Annotated in this window: 17 protein-coding genes; 5 read left to right on the top strand and 12 right to left on the bottom strand. The window is 69.8% G+C overall.

What is annotated here, in order from left to right:
* Positions 1 to 61: 61 nt before the first annotated feature.
* From D7Y04_RS25055 to D7Y04_RS25070, 4 genes are all read right to left on the bottom strand, one after another.
* The gene (locus tag D7Y04_RS25055; RefSeq protein WP_121760958.1) at positions 62 to 1,480 is read right to left on the bottom strand and encodes a sensor histidine kinase; all 1,419 of its coding nucleotides are present in this window, start codon (positions 1,478 to 1,480) and stop codon (positions 62 to 64) included.
* Positions 1,481 to 1,827: 347 nt separating this feature from the next.
* Positions 1,828 to 3,471: a GMC family oxidoreductase gene (locus tag D7Y04_RS25060; RefSeq protein WP_121760920.1), complete on the bottom strand. Its 1,644-nt coding sequence runs from the start codon at positions 3,469 to 3,471 to the stop codon at positions 1,828 to 1,830.
* Positions 3,472 to 3,605: 134 nt separating this feature from the next.
* Positions 3,606 to 4,109, bottom strand: a complete 504-nt coding sequence (locus tag D7Y04_RS25065) for a hypothetical protein (RefSeq protein WP_120595876.1) — start codon at positions 4,107 to 4,109, stop codon at positions 3,606 to 3,608.
* A gap of 92 nt (positions 4,110 to 4,201) precedes the next feature.
* Positions 4,202 to 4,393 carry a hypothetical protein gene (locus D7Y04_RS25070; RefSeq protein WP_120595877.1) on the bottom strand — a complete coding sequence of 64 codons (192 nt, stop codon included), beginning with the start codon at positions 4,391 to 4,393 and terminating at the stop codon, positions 4,202 to 4,204.
* Positions 4,394 to 4,467: 74 nt separating this feature from the next.
* Between D7Y04_RS25070 and D7Y04_RS25075 the strand changes: the two genes are divergently transcribed.
* Positions 4,468 to 6,858, top strand: coding sequence for a glycoside hydrolase family 31 protein (locus tag D7Y04_RS25075; protein ID WP_121760921.1), 2,391 nt, complete (start codon positions 4,468 to 4,470; stop codon positions 6,856 to 6,858).
* Position 6,859: 1 nt separating this feature from the next.
* On the opposite strand, the gene D7Y04_RS25080 is transcribed toward D7Y04_RS25075, so the two are convergent.
* The 8 genes from D7Y04_RS25080 to xth all read right to left on the bottom strand — a co-directional run bounded on the left by D7Y04_RS25080 (position 6,860) and on the right by xth (position 12,401).
* A complete protein-coding gene (locus D7Y04_RS25080) occupies positions 6,860 to 7,570 on the bottom strand; it encodes a double-CXXCG motif protein (protein WP_158627583.1) in 711 nt (236 codons plus the stop codon).
* 15 nt (positions 7,571 to 7,585) lie between these two features.
* On the bottom strand, positions 7,586 to 8,242 hold the full coding sequence (locus tag D7Y04_RS25085) for a TIGR02269 family lipoprotein (protein WP_121760923.1): 657 nt from the start codon (positions 8,240 to 8,242) through the stop codon (positions 7,586 to 7,588).
* A 25-nt stretch (positions 8,243 to 8,267) separates the two neighbouring features.
* Positions 8,268 to 8,540, bottom strand: a complete 273-nt coding sequence (locus D7Y04_RS25090; RefSeq protein WP_147454555.1) for a hypothetical protein — start codon at positions 8,538 to 8,540, stop codon at positions 8,268 to 8,270.
* 1 nt (position 8,541) lies between these two features.
* The gene (locus D7Y04_RS25095) at positions 8,542 to 8,796 is read right to left on the bottom strand and encodes a hypothetical protein (RefSeq protein ID WP_121760924.1); all 255 of its coding nucleotides are present in this window, start codon (positions 8,794 to 8,796) and stop codon (positions 8,542 to 8,544) included.
* Between the two features lie 159 nt (positions 8,797 to 8,955).
* A complete protein-coding gene (locus D7Y04_RS25100; RefSeq protein ID WP_121760925.1) occupies positions 8,956 to 10,128 on the bottom strand; it encodes a threonine synthase in 1,173 nt (390 codons plus the stop codon).
* A gap of 72 nt (positions 10,129 to 10,200) precedes the next feature.
* Complete coding sequence (locus D7Y04_RS25105) at positions 10,201 to 10,914, bottom strand: double-CXXCG motif protein (protein WP_158627584.1); 714 nt, start codon at positions 10,912 to 10,914, stop codon at positions 10,201 to 10,203.
* Between the two features lie 16 nt (positions 10,915 to 10,930).
* Positions 10,931 to 11,584, bottom strand: a complete 654-nt coding sequence (locus tag D7Y04_RS25110) for a TIGR02269 family lipoprotein (protein ID WP_120595884.1) — start codon at positions 11,582 to 11,584, stop codon at positions 10,931 to 10,933.
* Positions 11,585 to 11,630: 46 nt separating this feature from the next.
* Positions 11,631 to 12,401, bottom strand: coding sequence for an exodeoxyribonuclease III (gene xth / locus D7Y04_RS25115; RefSeq protein ID WP_120581591.1), 771 nt, complete (start codon positions 12,399 to 12,401; stop codon positions 11,631 to 11,633).
* Positions 12,402 to 12,532: 131 nt separating this feature from the next.
* On the opposite strand from xth, the gene D7Y04_RS25120 reads away from it, so the two are divergent.
* The 4 genes from D7Y04_RS25120 to D7Y04_RS25135 all read left to right on the top strand — a co-directional run bounded on the left by D7Y04_RS25120 (position 12,533) and on the right by D7Y04_RS25135 (position 19,054).
* Positions 12,533 to 13,597 (top strand): lipopolysaccharide assembly protein LapB, encoded by a 1,065-nt coding sequence (locus tag D7Y04_RS25120; protein WP_121760927.1) that lies wholly within the window; start codon positions 12,533 to 12,535, stop codon positions 13,595 to 13,597.
* Between the two features lie 128 nt (positions 13,598 to 13,725).
* The gene (locus D7Y04_RS25125; protein WP_199749726.1) at positions 13,726 to 16,341 is read left to right on the top strand and encodes a penicillin-binding protein 1A; all 2,616 of its coding nucleotides are present in this window, start codon (positions 13,726 to 13,728) and stop codon (positions 16,339 to 16,341) included.
* Positions 16,338 to 17,690: a VCBS repeat-containing protein gene (locus tag D7Y04_RS25130; RefSeq protein WP_121760928.1), complete on the top strand. Its 1,353-nt coding sequence runs from the start codon at positions 16,338 to 16,340 to the stop codon at positions 17,688 to 17,690. Before D7Y04_RS25125 ends, D7Y04_RS25130 begins: the two co-directional genes overlap by 4 nt.
* Positions 17,687 to 19,054 (top strand): ABC transporter substrate-binding protein, encoded by a 1,368-nt coding sequence (locus tag D7Y04_RS25135; RefSeq protein WP_121760929.1) that lies wholly within the window; start codon positions 17,687 to 17,689, stop codon positions 19,052 to 19,054. Before D7Y04_RS25130 ends, D7Y04_RS25135 begins: the two co-directional genes overlap by 4 nt.
* Positions 19,055 to 19,072: the final 18 nt, after the last annotated feature.

Genomic DNA, 19,072 nt, shown 5'->3' on the forward strand with positions numbered 1-19,072 from the left:
CGAATCGCCAACGTGCTGCTGCTCTCTTCAGGGATGCGCCGCGGCAGCCGGCGCGTACGCCTCAGAGAAGAGACGCCTCAGGGAAGAGGACGGTGAACCGCGAGCCATGGCCGAAGTCGCTCTCCGCCTGGATGCGCGCGCCATGTCCCTGCACCAGCCGCTTCACGATGGCGAGCCCCAGCCCGGTGCCGCGCAGCTTGGTGGTGAACATCGGCTCGAAGATGCGCTCCAGGAGCGACGCGGGGATGCCCGGCCCGTCGTCCGTCACGCGCAGGCTCCAGCCGCCCTCCCCCAACGCATCGGCGTGCACGCAGACCGTCCCGGAGCGCTCCGCCGGAATGGACTCCACCGCGTTCTGGATGAGGTTGACCAGCACCTGGCGGAACTGCTCGCGGTCCAGGTGCGGCACCGGCAGCCCGTCCGGCACCTGGTTGTTCACGCGCACGCCCTCGGGGCACGGCACCACGCTGATGGCTTCCTCCACCAGCGGCTTGAGCGGACAGGGCGTGCGGCGCGGAGGCCGGCCCTTCGCGTAGTCCAGCAGGTCGGAGATGATGACCGAGCACGCCTGCAGCTCCCGGTCGATGATGTCCAGGAAGCGCGCGATGCGCGGATCCGTGGGGGAGGTCTCCACCTTACGCAGCCGGCGCTGGACGAACGCATGCGCGGTGCGCGCGGCCGCCAGCGGGTTGCGCAGCTCGTGGCTGACGCTGGCGGTAAGCTGCCCCAGCGACGCCAGCCGCTCCATCTGCTCCACGTGGCCCCGGACGGCGTGCACCTCGCGCACGGCGGCGTCCAGCTGTCCCGCTCGCAGCGCCAGCTCCTCCTCGAGGGTGACTTCCGCCAGGGCCTGACGCCCGGCCCGCTCTCCCAGCTCGCGCAGCGCGTCCCGGCAGGCGACGACCAGCACCACGTCGATGGCTGCCACCCAGAACGCATGCTCCAGGAAGCGCCACCACTCCGGGTGCGGCTGTCCGTAGACGGACTCCGGCCACAGCGCGCCCCGCATGCAGTGGTCCACGACGATGGCCAGGCTGGCGGTGAGCAGCACCTTCGGGTCGCGGTAGAACGACAGCACCGCCAGCGAGCCGAAGATGTGGAAGTGCGTCTCGATGCGGCCCCCCGTCAGGTGGATGAGCAGCGCGGACCAGAGCATCTGACTGATCGCCACCACGTGGCGCGTCGCCGTCTCCCCCGCGTGCAGCCGCGTGAGCATCACCGGGAACACGCTCAGCGCCGCGCCCAGCAGCACCGCCGTCTGCACGTGCAGGTGCAGCGCGCGCACCTTGCCCTCCCACCCATAGGGAGACACGAACACCGCCACCAGCACCGCCGCCGTCCACTGCCCCAACATCAGCCAGGTGAACAGGCCATCCACCCGCTTGCGCGACTCGCGCAACTGCAATGCCAGAAGCGCCGCGGCCCGGCCCTCCAGGCCTGGTGAGACATTCACCGGAACATGAATGGAAAAGGCTGACATGAACGAAGTCATCTCTTCACCTGACCGGACTGGTGGCGAAAACGGATAATCATGTAAAATATGAACTACACGGAACTCTCCAGGCCAGCCATGCTGCCTGGGGGCACGTAAAGTGCCGGTGCCTGAACACTGTCGGCTCCAATACCGACGGAGAGGGACAGCGCCGGGGTGGCGCCAGCCCGTGCATTCGCAGCCAACAATGACAAGCGGGGCATTCCTGCGTCCACCGGACACGCCGAAATCAGGACTGGAGTACAAGGCCTGCGCTCACGTCTGACCAATGGTGCCCGCCCCCAGGTCCCAAGGGGGCACAGGGGGCATTCGCGTACACGCCCCGCGGGCGCGTGTCAGGAGATGGCGGCGTGGGCGCGCGAGGGTGTTTCGAGCGTGGCGTCCGTGTCGCCCCGAGGCAGCTCCCGGGCGGCGGGGATGAAGGTCATGGCGCGCTCGGCGAGCGCGGCGATGGTGAGTGAGGGATTCACGCCTGGGTTGGCGGAGATGGCCGCGCCATCCACCACGTACAGCCCTTCATACCCATACAGCCGGTGTCGTGCGTCGATGGCGCCTGTCGTTGGCGAGTCCCCCATGCACGCGCCGCCCAGGATGTGCGCGGTGGTCGGGATGCCCATGAGCGTTTCGCTGACCATGGTCATGGGGTAGCCATCCAGCTTGTCGGACACGCGCTTCGCCAGGTCGAAGGCCTCCGGCATGTTCGCGGTGGGCGCGGGGCCTTCCTGCAGGCCGGTGGTGAGGCCGGAGCGGAAGCCGGTGGTGAGCGCGCGGCCGCGGCGCATGCGCAGGTGGCCCTCCATGGTGCGCATGTACAGGAGGATCATCGTGCGGCGCGCGAAGTCCGGGACGAAGAAGGCCTGGAGGAAGCGCAGGGGCCGGCGCGCGAGCAGCCCCACCAGCCGGGCCACGCGCGACCACGCGGTGGCGCCAGGGACGTGGGGGGCCATGAGCAGGCGGAAGAAGCCGGAGCCCGCCGGGTAGCGCACGGGCTCCAGGTGCGAGTGCTCGTCGGTGTGGAGGATGGACCCGATGGCGATGCCCCGGGACAGGTCGCGGTCCTTCTGCTTCTTGCCGCTGATGACGCCGATGAGCGCCTCGGAGTTGGTGCGCACGCCGTCGCCCACGCGCTCGGAGAGCTTGGGCAGGCCGTCCGGCGCGTCCTTGAGCTTGAGCAACAGATCCATGGTGCCCAGCACGCCACCCGCGAAGATGACGTGCTTCGCGGTGAAGCGGCGCGTCTTCTTGAAGAAGCCGGTGCCCTGCTTCGCCGTCACCTCGTAACCGTCGCCGCCGGGCAGGGGGCGCACCCACGTCACCTCCGTGTCCGCGTGGAGGGTGAGGCCCTTCTTCTCCGCGAAGTAGAGGTAGTTCTTGTCGAGCGTGTTCTTGGCGTTGTTGCGGCAGCCCAGCATGCAGCCGCCGCACGCGTTGCAGCCGGTACGGTCCGGGCCCTCGCCACCGAAGTACGGGTCCTTCACGGTGACGCCGGGCTCGCCGAAGTAGACGGCCACGGTGGTGGACTGGAAGTCGGGGCGGCCCAGGTCCTCTCCCACTTCGCGCAGGACCTGGTCGGGGAACGTGTTGAGCGGGTTGACGGTGGCGCCCAGCATGCGGCGCGCGGTCACGTAGTGCGGCGCGAGCTCCTCCTTCCACGGCGCCAGGTGGCCCCAGGAGGTGGCGTCGAAGAAGTCGTCCCGCGGGATGGGCAGCGTGTTGGCGTAGACGAGCGAGCCGCCGCCCACGCCGACGCCGGACAGCACGGTGACGTGGCGGAAGAAGGTCATCTTGAAGAGGCCGCGCCACCCGAGCTGCGGCATCCACAGCCAGCGCTTCAGGTTCCAGTTGGACTTGGGGAAGTCCTGGCCCTGGAGGCGCCGGCCCTTCTCCAGCATCACCACGCGATAGCCCTTCTCGGCGAGCCGCAACGCACTGACGCTGCCGCCAAACCCCGAGCCGATGATGAGCCAGTCGCAGTCCATGACGTCCTCTCCGTCTCCCGGAGCGTGTGAGCTTCCCGCCTCCAGGAGGTCCGCACTCTATGCCACGAGCGCGAGCCGGCCTGGCGGGACCTGTCGCACGCCTCCGGAATGAAGGGAGGGCCAGGAGGCGCGGGCTAGCGCTTCGTGGCCTGCTTCCTCGCCCGGCGTGCGGCGGGCGTGTTGGCGACGAACTGGCGGCCGGCCCGGGAGCCGGTGCGCTTGCGTCGCTCGGTGGCCTTCTTCTGGGCCGGGCTCAGGTGGGCCCAGGCCTTCTTGGGCAGGTAGCGCGCGGTGGTGCGTCCGTGGCGGGCGCGGGTGCCGCCGTCCTGGGTGCCCCACTCCTCCTTCGTCCAGGACGACAGGTGGCGCTGCGAGGTGCCGCGAGCCCCGCGGTATCCGCCGCCGGCCTTCTTGTATTCAGCGGCGAGGAGCTGGGCCTTGCGCGCGCTCCATTCGCCGGCGCGGCCGCCCTTGTCGCTCTTCATGATGCGTTTCTTGAGGCGCTCGCGCAGCGCGGGATTCGTATACCGGCCGCTGGCGCTGGCGGACGCGTGGCTCTTGCGCGCGGCGCGCTTCGCGGGCGTGGCGGCGGCGTGCTTGCGCCGGGGGGCGGCGTGGGTCTTCCGACGGCTGGCCATGAAGGCTCCTTTGCTTGTGACAAAGGTACGGATGCCGCGCGGGGAATGGCCTTGCCGCCCCGCTGCCTGCTCGTCCTTGGAGCCTGAGAGAGCTATTCGGTTGTGGCGCCGGGCTCGATGGGACGGAAGAGAGAGCACGCGCGCACGGGCTGGGGCGCGTACTTCTGGGGCAGGAGCGGACACATGATGAAGGTGGAGGTCCGCGTCTGGACGTAGCGGGGCGGCGCGGCGCAGCGGTGGCAGAGACTGTCCGGGAACGGCAGCGGATCAGGGGGCGGCGTCATGGCAGTGCACAGCATCGCACGGGCCCGGGAGGAAAGGCGGGTGCAGGCCGCGCGCGCTCCCTAGATTGAGAGGCATGCACGTCACTGACGCCCACGTCGAACCCCACCGGCTGCGCCTGTCCGGCCGGCATGCCGTCCTGGAGGTGTCGTGTCCGCTGCCCGGAGCGCTGCGGCTGAGGCACGCGCCGGTGTCGTCGGAGATCGGCTTCCTCCATCCCGAGCTGCCCGGCAAGCGATCCTGGTCCGTCATCGCCGAAGGGGGCCACCCCTTGAAGGTCGAGCGCGACGGCGAGCGCACGCGGGTGACGGCGGAGGGCGTGTCGCTGGAGGTGGATACGGAGTCGGGGACGTGGCGCTTCCAGGACGCGAAGGGGCGGGAGCTGGCGCGCTGCGTGGACGTGTCCGGTGAGGTGCAGGCCGCGTATCCGATGAGCCGTCACCGCGCGCGGATGAAGCTGCGGGCGCCGGAGGGAGAGCGCTACCTGGGGTTCGGCGAGAAGGTGGGCCCGCTGGACAAGCGCGGCATGCACTTCACGTTCTGGAACACGGACGTGGTGCCGCACCATCCGGACACGGATCCGCTCTACCAGTCCATCCCGTTCTTCGTGGGCCTGCGCGACGGCGTGGCGTGGGGGTTCTTCCTGGACGAGTCCTGGCGCTCGGAGGTGGACGTGGCGCTGGCGGACGCGTCGAGGGTGGCATGGGAGTCGTGGGGGCCGGAGCTGGACTGCTACCTCTTCGCGGGGCCCATGCCCGCGGACGTGGTGGGAAGGTACGCGGCGCTGACGGGGCGGCCTCCCCTGCCCCCGCTGTGGAGCCTGGGCGCGCAGCAGAGCCGCTGGGGCTACGAGAACGCGGAGGACATCCGGGGCGTCATCCAGGGCTACCGGCAGCGGAACCTGCCGCTGGACTGCGTGTATCTCGATATCGATTACATGGATGGGTACAAGGTCTGGACCTGGGACAGCGCACGCTACCCGGACCCTGCCGGCCTGGTGCGCGAGGCGGCGGCGCAGGGCGTGCGGCTGGTGCCCATCATCGACCCGGCCTTGAAGCTGGAGCCGGGCTGGAACGTGTACGAGGACGCGAAGGCGCGCGACTACCTGGTGCGCTACGACCGGGGCGGCGTGCTGGTGGGCGAGGTGTGGCCCAAGCCCGCGGTGTTCCCAGACCTGACGCGGCCGGAGGTGCAGCGCTGGTGGGGAGGCCTGCATCGCGACTTCGTGGCGATGGGCGTGGCGGGGTTCTGGAACGACATGAACGAGCCATCGTGCTTCGGGGTGCAGCCGGACGTGGGCATCCTCACGCTGACGAGCGAGCGCGCGGAAGGCATTGGCCAGGTGGAGGGCAAGACGCTGCCGTACGACGCGCGCCACGGGGAGAAGCGGCACCTGGAGGTGCACAACGTCTACGCGCTGGGCATGGCGAAGGGCGCGTTCGAAGGCTTGCGCGAGTTGCGTCCAGAGTCCCGGCCGTTCCTGCTGACGCGGGCGGGGTTCGCGGGCATCCAGCGCTACTCGGCGGTGTGGACGGGGGACAACTCCAGCCACTGGACGCAGCTGGAGACATCACTTCCCATGTTGATGGGATTGGGCCTGGCGGCGGTGGCGCTGACGGGGGTGGACATCCCGGGCTTCATCGGCCGGGCGAACGGCGAGCTGCTGGTGCGCTGGATGCAGACGGGTACGTTCTACCCGCTGATGCGCAATCACGCGGGCAAGGGAACGTCGCCGCAGGAGCCGTGGCGGTTCGGAGAGCCCTACCTGACGCTGGCGCGAGCGGCGCTGGAGCGGCGGTACCGGCTCCTGCCCACGCTGTACACGCTAATGCACGAAGCGTCGGAGACGGGGATCGCGCCGCTGAGGCCGCTGTTGATGGAGGCGCCCGGGGACGCGGAGGCGGCGGGTGCGTTCGATCAGTTCCTGTTCGGAAGGGACCTGCTGGTGGCGCCGGTGGTGCGGCCTGGACAGACGAAGCGGCTGGCGTATCTGCCAGCGGGGGAATGGCTGGAGTGGCCAGGACTGGAGTGGACGGGGGAGGTGCGCGAGGGAGGACAGCACGTCATCGCGGATGGGCCGCTGGACACGGTGCCGGTGTGGCTGCGCGCGGGAGGCGCGGTGGCGCTTACACGGCCCGCGATGCACACCACGGACGCGAACTGGAAGCACCTGGAGTGGCACGTGCACGCAGCGGTGGAGATATACGGCCGGCTCTACGAGGACGCGGGAGACGGCTACGGAGAGTCACGGCTCACGGAGCTGCGCGGCGGAGTCACGGCGGGGGTGTTTCAGTTGGAGCGGAGCGAGACAGGGACGCTCGCGCGAGCCCGGACGGAGGAGACCCTCCGGGTGTATGGGTTGACGTCCGTGCGGAAGGTGACCGGAGCCCTGTCACACCGTTTTGAAGACGGTGTGCTGGAGCTCCAGGTCGCCGCGGATTGGACGCGACTGGACGTGGCTCCGTAGGTCAGAGGACGGGTATCTCCTTGAACACGACGCCTTCGAGGCCAAGGCGCTCGGCAACCTCCACGAAGCGCTCCGTGGCGAAGAGGATGGTCGTGTAGTCCGTCAGCCGGAACAGGTCCTGATCCCTGGGCAAGGTGTGTCCGTCCAGGATGGGCTCATTCGGATAGCTGCCTCCCTGACGTCCGCACCGTTCGCACGGACGTTCTCGTCCTTCAGGGAAACAACTGTCGTGCACTCGGCCACGGGGATGCACTTCGATCTCCAGCAACTCCACTTCCGCCCGGCCCAGGAACCGCAGGTCCATCTTGCTGGCACGAAGCGCGATGCCCTCTTCGCGCATGAGCTCCAGTGCGTCACGCCGCATCACGAGGGTCCATGGTTCTGGCAGATGGATCGCTCCCCATTTGCCGGAGGCCTTTCCTGTGAGGAGCCCGAACTCAGCACCTGGGAACAACGGGGCGTCGAAGGGAACCTGGGACCGAACCAGCTCACGCAATCGCTCATACTCTTCGAGCGGAACCTGCCGGGCCTCCACGAGTTCCTGACGATGGGCCCAGCCCGAGAGATCAACGGACGGATACGCCTCTCCCAGTCCACCCGGGCTCGCATGGCAGACCGGGCAGAGTCCCCCCGGAAGCCCCCATCGGTGCACACCATTGATGTAACCAGTGAAGCGCGGACCTTCCGCTGGGTGCACCTCAAAGAACTTCACGCGTCCTCCCGGCACCTATTGAAGCCTGTAGTAGGGAACAATGGGACCCATGATGTTGAAGTCAACGATCATCCGAGCCAACTGATCCTGGATTTCCTTCGGGGTGGCCCGCGTGTTGCTGCGAGCGAAGTCGCGCCACGCCTGATTCCAGGGGCCGCCATGCCCCCCCACGCCATGCAGCCGCACGTGCTCCGCGCGGGGGATGATCATCGTGAAGTCATGCACGTTGATACCGCCCTGCCGTTTAAAGAAGATCGCGAGACCCGGCTCCTGCGGGTAGAGATGATGCTTGACCCATCCGGAGCCTGAAGGCCTCCTGCCATCCGGTGGAGGAGGAGGCGCGGGATGGTTGTACCAGCGGATGACGAAGATGGCTTCGCGGTCACCCGGAAGCGGCTGGGCACTGCCCCAATTGCGCCGGGGACCTGAACCGGGTGCCGCTGATGACACGGGAGGCCGGATGCCTCCTCGCGCTAGCAACACACCGGTGTCCTCGCAGTGGTAGAGCCCACAGAGGTCGTCGGCACAGACCAGCGCCACGCACCGGTCGTGCCCCTCGCAGGCGTCGTCCTCCGCCGCGCCCCAATCCTCCAGGGCGGGCAAGGGGGCGGATGCGCAGCCCCCAAGGAAGGACGTCAGCAGCACGAACAATACGAAGGCGCTCGCTCGCATCGAGCGCCTTCATATCAATCCCCAGTCAGAACACGCCCGGGGGAAACGGCATCACCCTCGCGTAACCACCGGGCTCAATCGGGCCCAGGTGGTCGAGCACCCCGGCGTAGCGGGGATGATCCGGCTTGAGGATGAACAGCGCTTCTCCCGCGATGGCCCCGGGACCGCGTGCGGACATCCGGAGCTCCAGCGTGCCGTCCGGCTTCATGTGCGCCGAGCCCACCGGTTCGACCTCCGGGACTTCTGGCGGAGGCGGCATTCCGGGCGGACGCGGCGGCGGCCCCAGGGGTCTGCTCACCTCAGGCCGACATTTCCCAGGCCGCCATCGACGCGACCCTGAGCGTCGGGTCCGTCATCATCGTCTTGATCTCCTCCAGCTTCTCCGTCTGGAAGGTCACCACGAAGGCCTTCGTGTCTTTGATGCCATTTTCAACGGTGAAGCTCCGGGTGCTGCCCACGATGGTCACAAACCGGGCCAGCTTGTTGTCCAACACCGAGTACTTCACGTTCTCGGCCAGGCGCTCGTTGCCCATCTCGATCTGAACGAAGTGCATTCACCCATCGTACGAACTGCCTTCACAAAGACAAGCAATACATCCGGCTTTCATTCAACACACCGCGCCAACGCCTCGCGACACATGTTCATCTCGCGCCGCGCCAACCAGGTTCTTGGATTCTCATTCTTGAATCCCAGCCATCCAGAAACCCGGCGCTCACCACAGGGGCGCCATGTTCTCCACGTACTTGAAGCCCGTGCCCGTGTTGAACACGACCACCGTCTCCTCCGGCTTCACGTCCCCGGCGGCCTGAAGCTTCTTGAGCGCCGCCACGCACGCGCCACCCTCCGGCGCCATGAACAGCCCTTCCGCCGCGGCTGCGTCCTTCGTGCCCTGGACGATCTCCTCCTCCGTCACCGACACCGCCGTGCCGTGGCTGTCCTTCACCGCGCGCAGGATGAGGAAGTCCCCCAGCGCCTTGGGCACCCGCAGGCCGTGCGCGTGCGTCGTCGCGCCCTGCCACATGGGCGCGTCCGGCTTGCCTTCCGCGTAAGCCTTCACGATGGGCGCGCAGCCTTCCGCCTGCACCGCCACCATGCGCGGCCGCTTCGAGCCGATGAGCCCCATCGCCTCCATCTCCTCGAAGGCCTTCCACATCCCGATGAGCCCCGTGCCTCCACCCGTCGGATAGAGGATGACGTCCGGCAGCGTCCACCCGAGCTGCTCCGCCAGCTCGTAGCCCATCGTCTTCTTGCCCTCGACCCGGTAGGGCTCCTTCAGCGTGGCGCACTCGTACCAGCCATGCTCCTTCGCCAGCCCCGCGCACACCCGGCCCGCGTCGGAGATGAGTCCGTCCACCGTCTCCACGTGCGCCCCGTACGCCCGCGTCTCCATCAGGAACAGCGACGCGATGTCCTTCGGCACGAAGACGTGCGCCTCCAGCCCGCCCCGCGCCGCGTACGCCGCCAGCGCGCTGCCCGCGTTCCCAGCGGAGGGCAGACACACCGCCTTCGCGCCCAGCGCCTTCGCCATGGACACCGCGGCGGACAGGCCCCGCGCCTTGAAGGAGCCCGTCGGGTTGCCGCTCTCGTCCTTCACCAGGACGTGCTTCAACCCCATCCGTGAGCCCAACCGGGGCGTGGGGAGCAGCGGCGTGAAGCCCTCCCCCAACGTCAGGCGCTGCGCCGGGTCATCCACCGGCAGCACCTCGTGGTAGCGCCACATGGAGCGCTCACGTCCGGGCAGCGCTTCCTTGCGCAACGTCTTCGCCGCGCGCTCCAGGTCGTAGCGCGCGAACAGCGGCGCCTGACACGCCGTGCACAGGTTCCACACCTTGCCCGGCGTAAACGTCTGGTCGCACTTCGTGCATTCAAGTCGGAGGACGGACATGCCTCTGACTCTACTCAGTCCTTGGAACCAGCGGAGCCGTGAGGAACAAGTGGATGAGCGTGGGGCCTCCGCTCAGAGCACTGGCAGTTCCTTGAACACGACACCCTCCAGCTCGAGCCGAGTCACGGCGTCCACGAACCGCTCGTTGGCGATGATGACCGTGGTGTAGTCACTGAGGCGGAACAGGTCCATGTCGGTGGGCAGGGTGCTCCCATCCAGCACGGGTTCATCCGGCAAGCGGCCCCCCTGACGTCCACACCGTTGACACGGGCGCTCACGTCCGCCGGGGAAGCAGCTGTCGTGGAGGCGGCCCCGAGGATGCAGCTCGATTTCCACCAACTCCACGGCCGGAGCCTTGCCTCGAAAGTGCAGGTCCATGTCGCTCGCGAGGAGGTCGAACCCTGCTTCGCGCACCCGCACAAGTGCCTCGCGTTGCATCACCAGCAACCACGCGTACGGTAGATGCAGTGCGCCCCATCGGCCCGAGGCTTTCGCTCGGAGGATGCCGAACTCCGCATCTGGCAGGAGGAGGGCACCGGGCGGAGTGTGAGGCCTCAGCAACTCACGCAGGCGTTCATATTCCTCAAGGGGTACCTGCCTTGCTTCCGCGAGCTCCCGCCGATGCGTCCAGCCCGAAAGGTCCACGGATGGATAGGCCTCGCCCAGGCCTCCGGGACTGGCCTCGCATACCGGGCAGAGCCCACCAGGAAGCCCCCACTGATGAACACCATCCAGGAAGCCGGTGAAGCGAGGGCCTTCCGCGGGGCGAAGCCTGAAGAACTTCACGCAGTCCTCCTGGGACTCAACGCATGAAATAGTAGGGAACGATGGGTCCCGTGATGTTGAAGTCGACGATCATCCGGGCCAGCTGGTCCTGGATTTCCTTCGGGGATGCGTTCCGGTGTGTCTCGGCGAAGTCGCGCCACGTCTGATTCCAGGGGCCACCCCGTCCTCCTACGCCGTGCAACCTCACATGTTCAGCACGCGGGATCACCATCGTGAAGTCATGCACGTTGATGTTCGCTCGACGCTTGAAGAACGTCGCGAGGAGGGCTTCCTGCGGATAGAGATGATGTCGAACCCATCCCGAGCCTGAAGGCTTCCGCCCATCAGTCGGCGTTGGCGCCGGGTGGTTGTACCAACGGATGACGAAGATGGCCTCCCGGTCGCCCGGAAGCGGCTGGGCACTGCCCCAGTGGCGCCGAGGCCCGGAGCCGGGCGCAGCCGACGCCACTGGAGGGCGGATTCCGCCGCGAGCCAGCAGGGCACCCGCGTCCTCGCAGCGATACAGCCCGCACAGACCGTCGGCGCAGACCAGCGTCACGCACCGGTCAGCGCTCTCGCAGGGGTCATCCCCGTCGGAGTGCTCCGCGCTGCTCCACGGCTCCAGCGCGGGCACCGGCGCCGAGGCGCACCCTGCCAGGAACAGGCACAGGACCCACGCGGAGAACTTCATCTCCAGGGTCTTCCAAGTCGGAGGACGGACATGCCTCTGACTCTACTCAGTCCTTCAACTCCAGCCACACCGGCGCGTGGTCCGACGGCTGCTGCCCCTTGCGCTCCTCGCGGTCCACGTCACACGCCGTGAGCCGGGGCACCAGCGGCGCCGTGAGGAACAGGTGGTCGATTCGCACGCCCTTGTTCTTGGGGAACATCAGCATCCGGTAGTCCCACCAGGAGAACTTCTGAACGTCCGGGTAGAGCTTGCGGAACGCGTCCGTCAGGCCAAAGGCACACACCTGCTGGAGCGCGTCCCGCTCGCGCAACGTGAAGAGCGTCTGCCCTTCCCACTGCGCCACGTCGTACACGTCGATGGGGTCCGGCGCGATGTTCCAGTCCCCGCCCATCACCACCAGGTCGTCCGGCTTGTGGCGCGTGTCCAGGTAGTTCCGCAGCCGCCGGTACCACTCCAGCTTGTAGACGTACGCGGGCGAGTCCACCTGCTGCCCATTGGGCGCGTACGCGCTCACCACGCGGATGCCGTTCACCGTCGCGCTGATGAAGCGCGCGTGCGTGTCATCCACCCCGTCCGACAGGCCCCGGATGACGTCCGTGGGCTCCGTCTTCGCCAGGATGGCCACGCCGTTGTACGTCTTCTGCCCGTGCACCGCGGCGAAGTAGCCCGCCTCCTTCACCACGTCGAAGGGGAAGTCCGCGTCGGTGCACTTGAGTTCCTGCAGGCACAGCACGTCGGGTTGGGCGCTCTTCAGCCAGTTGACCAACCGCTGCTGCCGAGCCCTCACCGAGTTCACGTTCCAGGTCGCGATTCGCATGCGGCGCGGACCGTCGCACGCGGCCCACGCCCCTGCCACGCTTTTCCCCTCGCGCCTGTGGCCCCAGGGACACACCCGCCGGCCTCCCGAGGGGAAATCCGTTGGCACACCGGTCGCAATAGGGGAGTGCCATGAACCCGAAGACGCGCAGCCGGCCCCGTCGCACCGCCTCCTTCCGGCGCTTCACCGTGCCGCCCGCGCTTCGCAAGGCCCTCATCCCCGCCGCGCTCGCCGCCCTGGGGCTCGCCGCCTGGGAGGACGTCCCCCTGCCCCGCCTGCTCAAGCCCTGGCTCTCCCACGCCATGGAGGCCCGCGCCGGACAGGCCCCTGTCGCCGCCGCTCCCACTCTGCCTCTGGAGGCCCCGGGCCACGAGCTCTCGATGATGGCCGCCCCGCGCCTCGTGGACGAAACCGCCCCGATGGAGCCCTCCGCCGACGCCCCCGTCTCCGGTGACGCCCTGGCGCTGCCGCACACGCACGCCCGCCGGGTGGACCACGTGGCCCGCGCCCTGGGCCTGCGCGACCTGGGGGACCTGTCTGGCGCCGTGACGGAGCTGCGCCGCGCGCTGCACGACGACCCGGGCGCCACGGACGCCCTGGCGCAGTTGGCGCGCACGGCCCGGGTTGCCGGGGACATGAAGCTCGCCATCGACGCGTACGCCCGGCTGGGCCAGGCGGAGCCTTTTGACGCGGGGGCGCTGGTGCAGCAGGCGCGGTTGCTGGTGTCGGAGGGCCGCTTCCCGGACGCCGTCCGCGTGGGCGAGGAGGCGCTCCTGCGCGACCCGGAGGACGCGGAGGTGTACCAGGTGCTCGGCCGCGCGCACCTGGGCGCCCATGAGCTCACCTCCGCCATCCTGCGCTTCCAGCAGGCGGTGCACCTGGACCCCGAGCACGGCCACGCGCTCAACAACCTGGGCTTCGCCTACCTGCGCGCCAACGACAACGCGCGCGCCGTGGAGGTCCTCACCCAGGCCGCCAGCCTCCTGCCGCACGTGGCCTACGTGCAGAACAACCTGGGCGTCGCCTGCGAGCGTCTGGGCCGGATGGAGGAGGCCCGCGCCGCCTACGCCGCCGCCACCCGCCTGTCGCCCCGCTACGTGCAGGCCCGCGTCAACGCGGAGCGGGTGGGCCGCGTCGCCCGCGCCGACCCGGCGGGTCCTGCCCTGCCGGAGCCGCTCCCGCCCGTCGCGCCGTAGGGCGGGCGACCAGGAAACAGCGCCGTTCCCGGGGGGATGGCCCAGGCGGGTTCTCCCCGCCCGCCCCCCGGTCTAACCTCCAGTCCTTCATCCCCGCATTCACGAGCGTCATGACTCCGGCCCGACCGATGCCTCCTTCTCCCGAGCCCCTCTCCCCGGCCCCGACCGGAGCCCCGCCGCCCAAGAAGGGCGGCTTCGGCGCCGCGCTGTGGCGTTGGACGAAGCGGCTCCTGGTGCTGGGCGCCGTCGGGCTGGTGCTCGTCATCGGCGTGTGCGTGGGCACGTACGTCTACTTCAGCCGCGACCTGCCCTCCGTGGAGTCGCTGCGCAACTACAAGCCGCCGCAGGTGACGAAGGTGACGTGCGCGGACGGCTCGCTTTGCGCGGAGTACGCGCTGGAGCGCCGCACGCTCGTCCGCATGGAGGACCTGCCCCCGCACGTGCGCAACGCGTTCCTCGCCGCAGAGGACGCGGACTTCTACAAACACGAGGGCCTGGACCCCTTCGGCATCCTGCGCGCGGGCGTGAAGAACCTCATCCCCGGCAGCCGCAAGTCCGGCGCGTCCACGCTCACCCAGCAGGTCGTGAAGAACATGCTGCTCACTCCCGAGCGCAGCCTGGGCCGGAAGATTCGCGAGTGGATCCTCACCCCGCGCCTGGAGCAGGCGCTCACGAAGGATCAGATCCTCAGCCTCTACATCAACGGCGTGTACTTCGGGCAGCGCCGCTACGGGCTGGAAGAGGCGGCGCTCTACTACTTCGGCAAGCACGCCAAGGACCTCACCGTGGGCGAGGCCGCCGTGCTCGCGGGCACCGTGCAGTCTCCCCACCGCATCAACCCGGTGGCGAACATCACCCGAGCCAAGGCGCGCCAGCGCTACGTGCTGGAGCAGATGGCGGGCCAGGGCTTCGTGCCGCGCGCGGTGGTGGACGCGGAGAAGGAGAAGCCCATCGTGCTCGCGCCGCGCAAGACGGTCAGCGCGGGCGCCTACTACGCGGAAGAAATCCGCCGCACGCTGATTGAACGCTACGGCGAGAAGACGGTGATGGAGGGCGGCCTGCGCGTGGACATCGCGCTCGTGCCCAAGCTCCAGACCACCGCCGAGCAGGCCGTGCGTGACGGCCTGGAAGCCGTGGACCGGCGCCAGGGCTACCGGGGCGCGCAGGGCAAGCTGGAGGAGGCGCAGTGGAAGCGCTACCGCGAGCTCATCGTCCAGCGCATCGAGGAGGCCGGCCGTCGGCAGAAGGACCAGGGCTACGTCGCGGACCTGGCGCCGCTGGCGCAGCCTCTCGCCGCCCCGGCTCCGGCGAAGACGCCCACCGCGCAGGAGGTGGAAGGCGCCGAGGAGCAGCGCCCCGCTGCCCTGGCCGCGGACACGGACTCGGAGGAAGAGGAGGCCCAGTCGCCGGAGCGTGCACGCGTGGGCCAGGTCATCCTCAAGCCGATGGAGGAGGGGCTGCGCCTCACCGGCTATGTGACGGAGGTGGACACGAAGCGAAACGTGGCGCGCGTGGACCTGGTGGGCCGCACCGCGGAGGTGTCCTTCGATTCCACCACCTGGGCGCGGCAGAAGGGCAAGAAGGCGCCCAAGGACATCTCGGACGTGTTCACTCCCGGGGAGCTGGTGTTCGTGCGCGTGCTCAAGGCTCCTCCAGCGCCGGCCTTCGTGGAGGCCACGTTGGATCAGGTGCCCGTGGTGCAGGGCGGGCTCGTGGTCATCAACCCGGCCAACCGCAACGTGGTGGCCATGGTGGGCGGCTATGACGCGGAGCGCTCGTCGTTCAATCGCGCCACGCAGGCGAAGCGGCAGCCGGGTTCGTCGTTCAAGCCCTTCATCTACGGCGCGGCGCTGGCCAGTGGCCGCTTCACCCCGCTCTCCACGGTGAACGACGCGCCGGAGTCCATCCGCGACCCGTACACGGGCAAGACGTGGCGGCCCAAGAACTTCGACGGGCGCTTCGAAGGTCCCATGACGCTGCGCACGGCTCTGAGCAAGTCGAAGAACACGGTGTCCGTGCGGCTCATCGAGTCCGTCACTCCCGCGACCGCCATCGACTTCGCGCGCCGGGCGGGCATCCGCTCCGCGCTGCCGGAGAACCTCACGCTGGCCCTGGGCACCGGTGAGGTGACGATGCTGGAGGCCGTCAACGCGTACGCCACGCTCCAGGCCAACGGCCGCTACGCGGAGCCGCTGACGCTCCTGCGCGTGCGCGACGCGAAGGGCACGGTGCTGGAGGAGCACCAGCCGGCCTTCGAGGAGACGCTGCCCCCGGCGGTGGCGTACCTCACGACGTCGCTGATGCGCAGCGTGGTGGAGGACGGCTCGGCGCGCGCGGTGCGGGAGCTGAACCGGCCCGCCGCGGGCAAGACGGGCACCACCAACGAGTCCAAGGACACGTGGTTCAACGGCTACACGATGGACTGGGTGGCCAGCGCGTGGGTGGGCTTCGATGACAACTCGCCCCTCGGCAGCAGCGAGACGGGCGGCCGGGCCGCGCTGCCCCTGTGGCTCAACTTCATGCGCGTGGCGGAGGAGGGCCTGCCCGCGCGCGACTTCGAGGTGCCTCCGGGCGTCACCCAGGTGCGCATCGACCCCGTCACCGGGCTGCTCGCGGGCAACGCCGTTCCGGGCCGGATGGAGCCCTACCTGGAGGGCACCCAGCCCACCGCCGAGGCCCCGCCGCCCGGACAGGTGACGCCGGACAACTACTTCCTGGAGGAAGGTGGCAAAAGGGGGCTGTGAGTCGCTCGCTCCTTCCGCTGGTCCTCGCGCTCGCGTTCGCCCTGCCCGCCCAAGCGGAGTCGGACGAAAGCGCGCCCCCTGCCTCCGCCCGGCTGGCCCTGGCCGTGGCCGACGCCATCCGCGGTGCATCTGCGGAGGCGCCCGTGGCCCTCTCCCTGTCCGGAAGCTCTCCGGAGTTGCGCCGGGCCTTCGGGACGCTGCTCGCCGCACGGCTCTCCGCGATGAACCTGGGGCCGGTGGTGCTGGACGTTCCGCCCGAGCGCGCCGAAGCCGCCGCCCGCGAACAGGGAGCCCGCTCGTTGGCGCGGCTCACGCTGGACGTGGAGGGCGGCGAGTTGGTGGCGCGGGGTGACGTGCTGGGCACGTGGGTGAACTTCTGGTCCGGCCGCACGCCCACGCGTCCACCGAAGCCCGCCGCCGCCGTGGCCGAGGGCGTGGAGGCCGATGCCGCGGTGCTGGCGTTGGCGGCGGTGGGGACGCCGTCGTCGGGAGTGACGGGTCCGGGACCGCAGCAGCGGCGGCCGGTGCGACTGCTGGGCGCGGTGTTCGCGAGGCTGGAGACGCCGCTTGCGGCGCTGGCCGCGGGCGACCTGGATGGCGATGGCCGCGATGAAGTGGCCGCGCTCACCGAGCACGAGGTGGTGGTGTTCGGCGCGGACGGGCGGGTGCTCGCGCGGCGGGAGCTGGAAGGGGCGGCGGCTACGGCGACGACGCGCGAGCCCTTCGGAGCGCTGGCGGTGCTGACGGGGCCGCCTCGACTGGCGGCCTGGAGCACGCGGTATGCGCGCGGCGAGGTGCTGGTGCTGGACAAGGCAAAGGGAACGCTGCGTCCGTCGGGGACGTTGGACGCAGCGCCGCTGGGGACAGCGGAGCGCGGGACGTTCGTGCCGGGACAGACGGTGTTCGCGCCCGAGGTCCGGCTGGCGGACGGGCGAAGCCTCACGGTGCCCGCGCCCTTCGGTACGGCGAGCTTCGCGGCGCCGCGCATGCTGTTCGTGCACGCGGACAGCACGGCGTCGCTCTACACGCGTCCCGCGTCCGCGCCGTTGAAGGTGTCCGGGCTGGGCGCGGGCAGCGCGCTGGGAGACCTGGATGGGGACGGGGTGCCGGAGCTGCTCACCACGTCACCGCAGCTCCAGCCGTCGCCAGACGTGCTGCGGGTGCTGTCGTTGAACTCCGACGCGCCGATGGCGCACGAGCCCCTGTGGCAGGGAGCGCTCCCGCCGGGCCGGGCGCTGTACGTGGTGACGGCGGACCTCGATGGCGACAAGCGCCGCGAAGTCATCGTGGGTTCGTGGAAGCCGGACGGCACGAGCGAGCTGTTCCTCCTGCGCCAGGGTGCACCGTGAAGATCCGCTCCGCACTCGCGGGCCTCGTGCTTCTGTCTTCCACTCCGGCACTGGCGGCCAGTCGTCCGCGCTACGGCGGTGAGCTGCGGGTGGCGCACGCGGGGCCCCCTGAAATCGGTGAGCCCGCGCTCGCGGACACGCCGATGGAGGCTGCGCTGCTGGGCCTGCTGACCCGGTCCGTATGCCGCGTGGACACCGGCGGACAGGTACACCCGACGCTGGCGCGCGAGCTGTCGCGCCCCGTACCGCAGGCCCTGCGCGTGACGATGCCCTCCGCGGCCAGCGCGACCGCCGTGGCCCGCGCGTGGACACGACTGTCCTCCACGGAGTCGCAGTCTCCGTACCGCGCGCTCCTGTATCCCCTGCGCGGCGATGGCCGTCAGGTGACGTCCACCGGCGCCACGCTGGACCTGGCGCTGGCGTTTCCGTGGCCCGACCTGGAGCGCTCGCTGTGCCACCCTGCCCTCGCGACGCCGCCGTCGCCCGCGTCGGGACCGTTCAGTGCCGTGGGCCGGGGCGTGCTGGAGGCCCAAGTCGCGTGGCCCGAAGGCCGTCCGTACCTGGACCGGCTGGCGCTCACCGCCACGGATGAACGAGGCCTCGCGCGGCTGTGGTCCGCTCGGCAGGTGCAGGTGGAGCTGGGCACGCCGCCCGACGACAACACCCTCACGGGCGCCGCGCTGTACGCGACCTATCTGGCGTACTCGCCCCGGAAGGTGCCCGCGGACTTCCGCCAGGCGGTGGAGAGCGCCATCGACCGCGAGGACCTCACGCGCCTGTTCGTGAAGGGCCCCGCGGTGCCCATGGCGAACCTGCTGCCGCCCGCGTTGATGCCCCAGGGCCCCAGGCCCCGGCCCAATGCACCGCCGGCAGGCGCGACCCGCAAGGTGACGCTCGTCTATGACGCCGCGCTGGCGGATCAACGCGCCGTGGCCGAACGCATCCAGGTGAAGCTGCACGACCAGGGCTACACCGTCGCGCTGGAGCCCCAGTCGCGCGCCGCGCTGCGAAGCCGTCAGGCGAAGGGCGACTTCGAGCTGATGCTGAGCGCGTTCCTGCTGCCGCCCGTTCCCGGCCCCGCGCTGGCGGTGGTGCTCGAAGCCGGCGGGCGCCGCGACCTGCTCGGCGTGGAGCTGCCGCCCATCGGAGCCCTGACGGACGCCGGAGCCCGGGATGCGCGAAGCCGCGAACGAGCCCTGGCGCTCGCGCCCTCCGTGCCCCTCATCCCGCTGTACGCCCAGGGACTCGCCCTGCGCGTCGCGCCAGAGGTGACGGGGCTGGTGCTGGATGCCCAGGGCCTGCCCGTGCTCGAAGGCGCCTGGCTCGCCCCCGTCGAGGCCTCTGGCGGCGGAGGCCGGCCGTGAGTCCCACCCACGCGGCAG

Origin of the sequence: Corallococcus sp. AB038B (genome assembly GCF_003668955.1) — a bacterium.
Classification (GTDB): Bacteria; Myxococcota; Myxococcia; order Myxococcales; family Myxococcaceae; genus Corallococcus; species Corallococcus exiguus.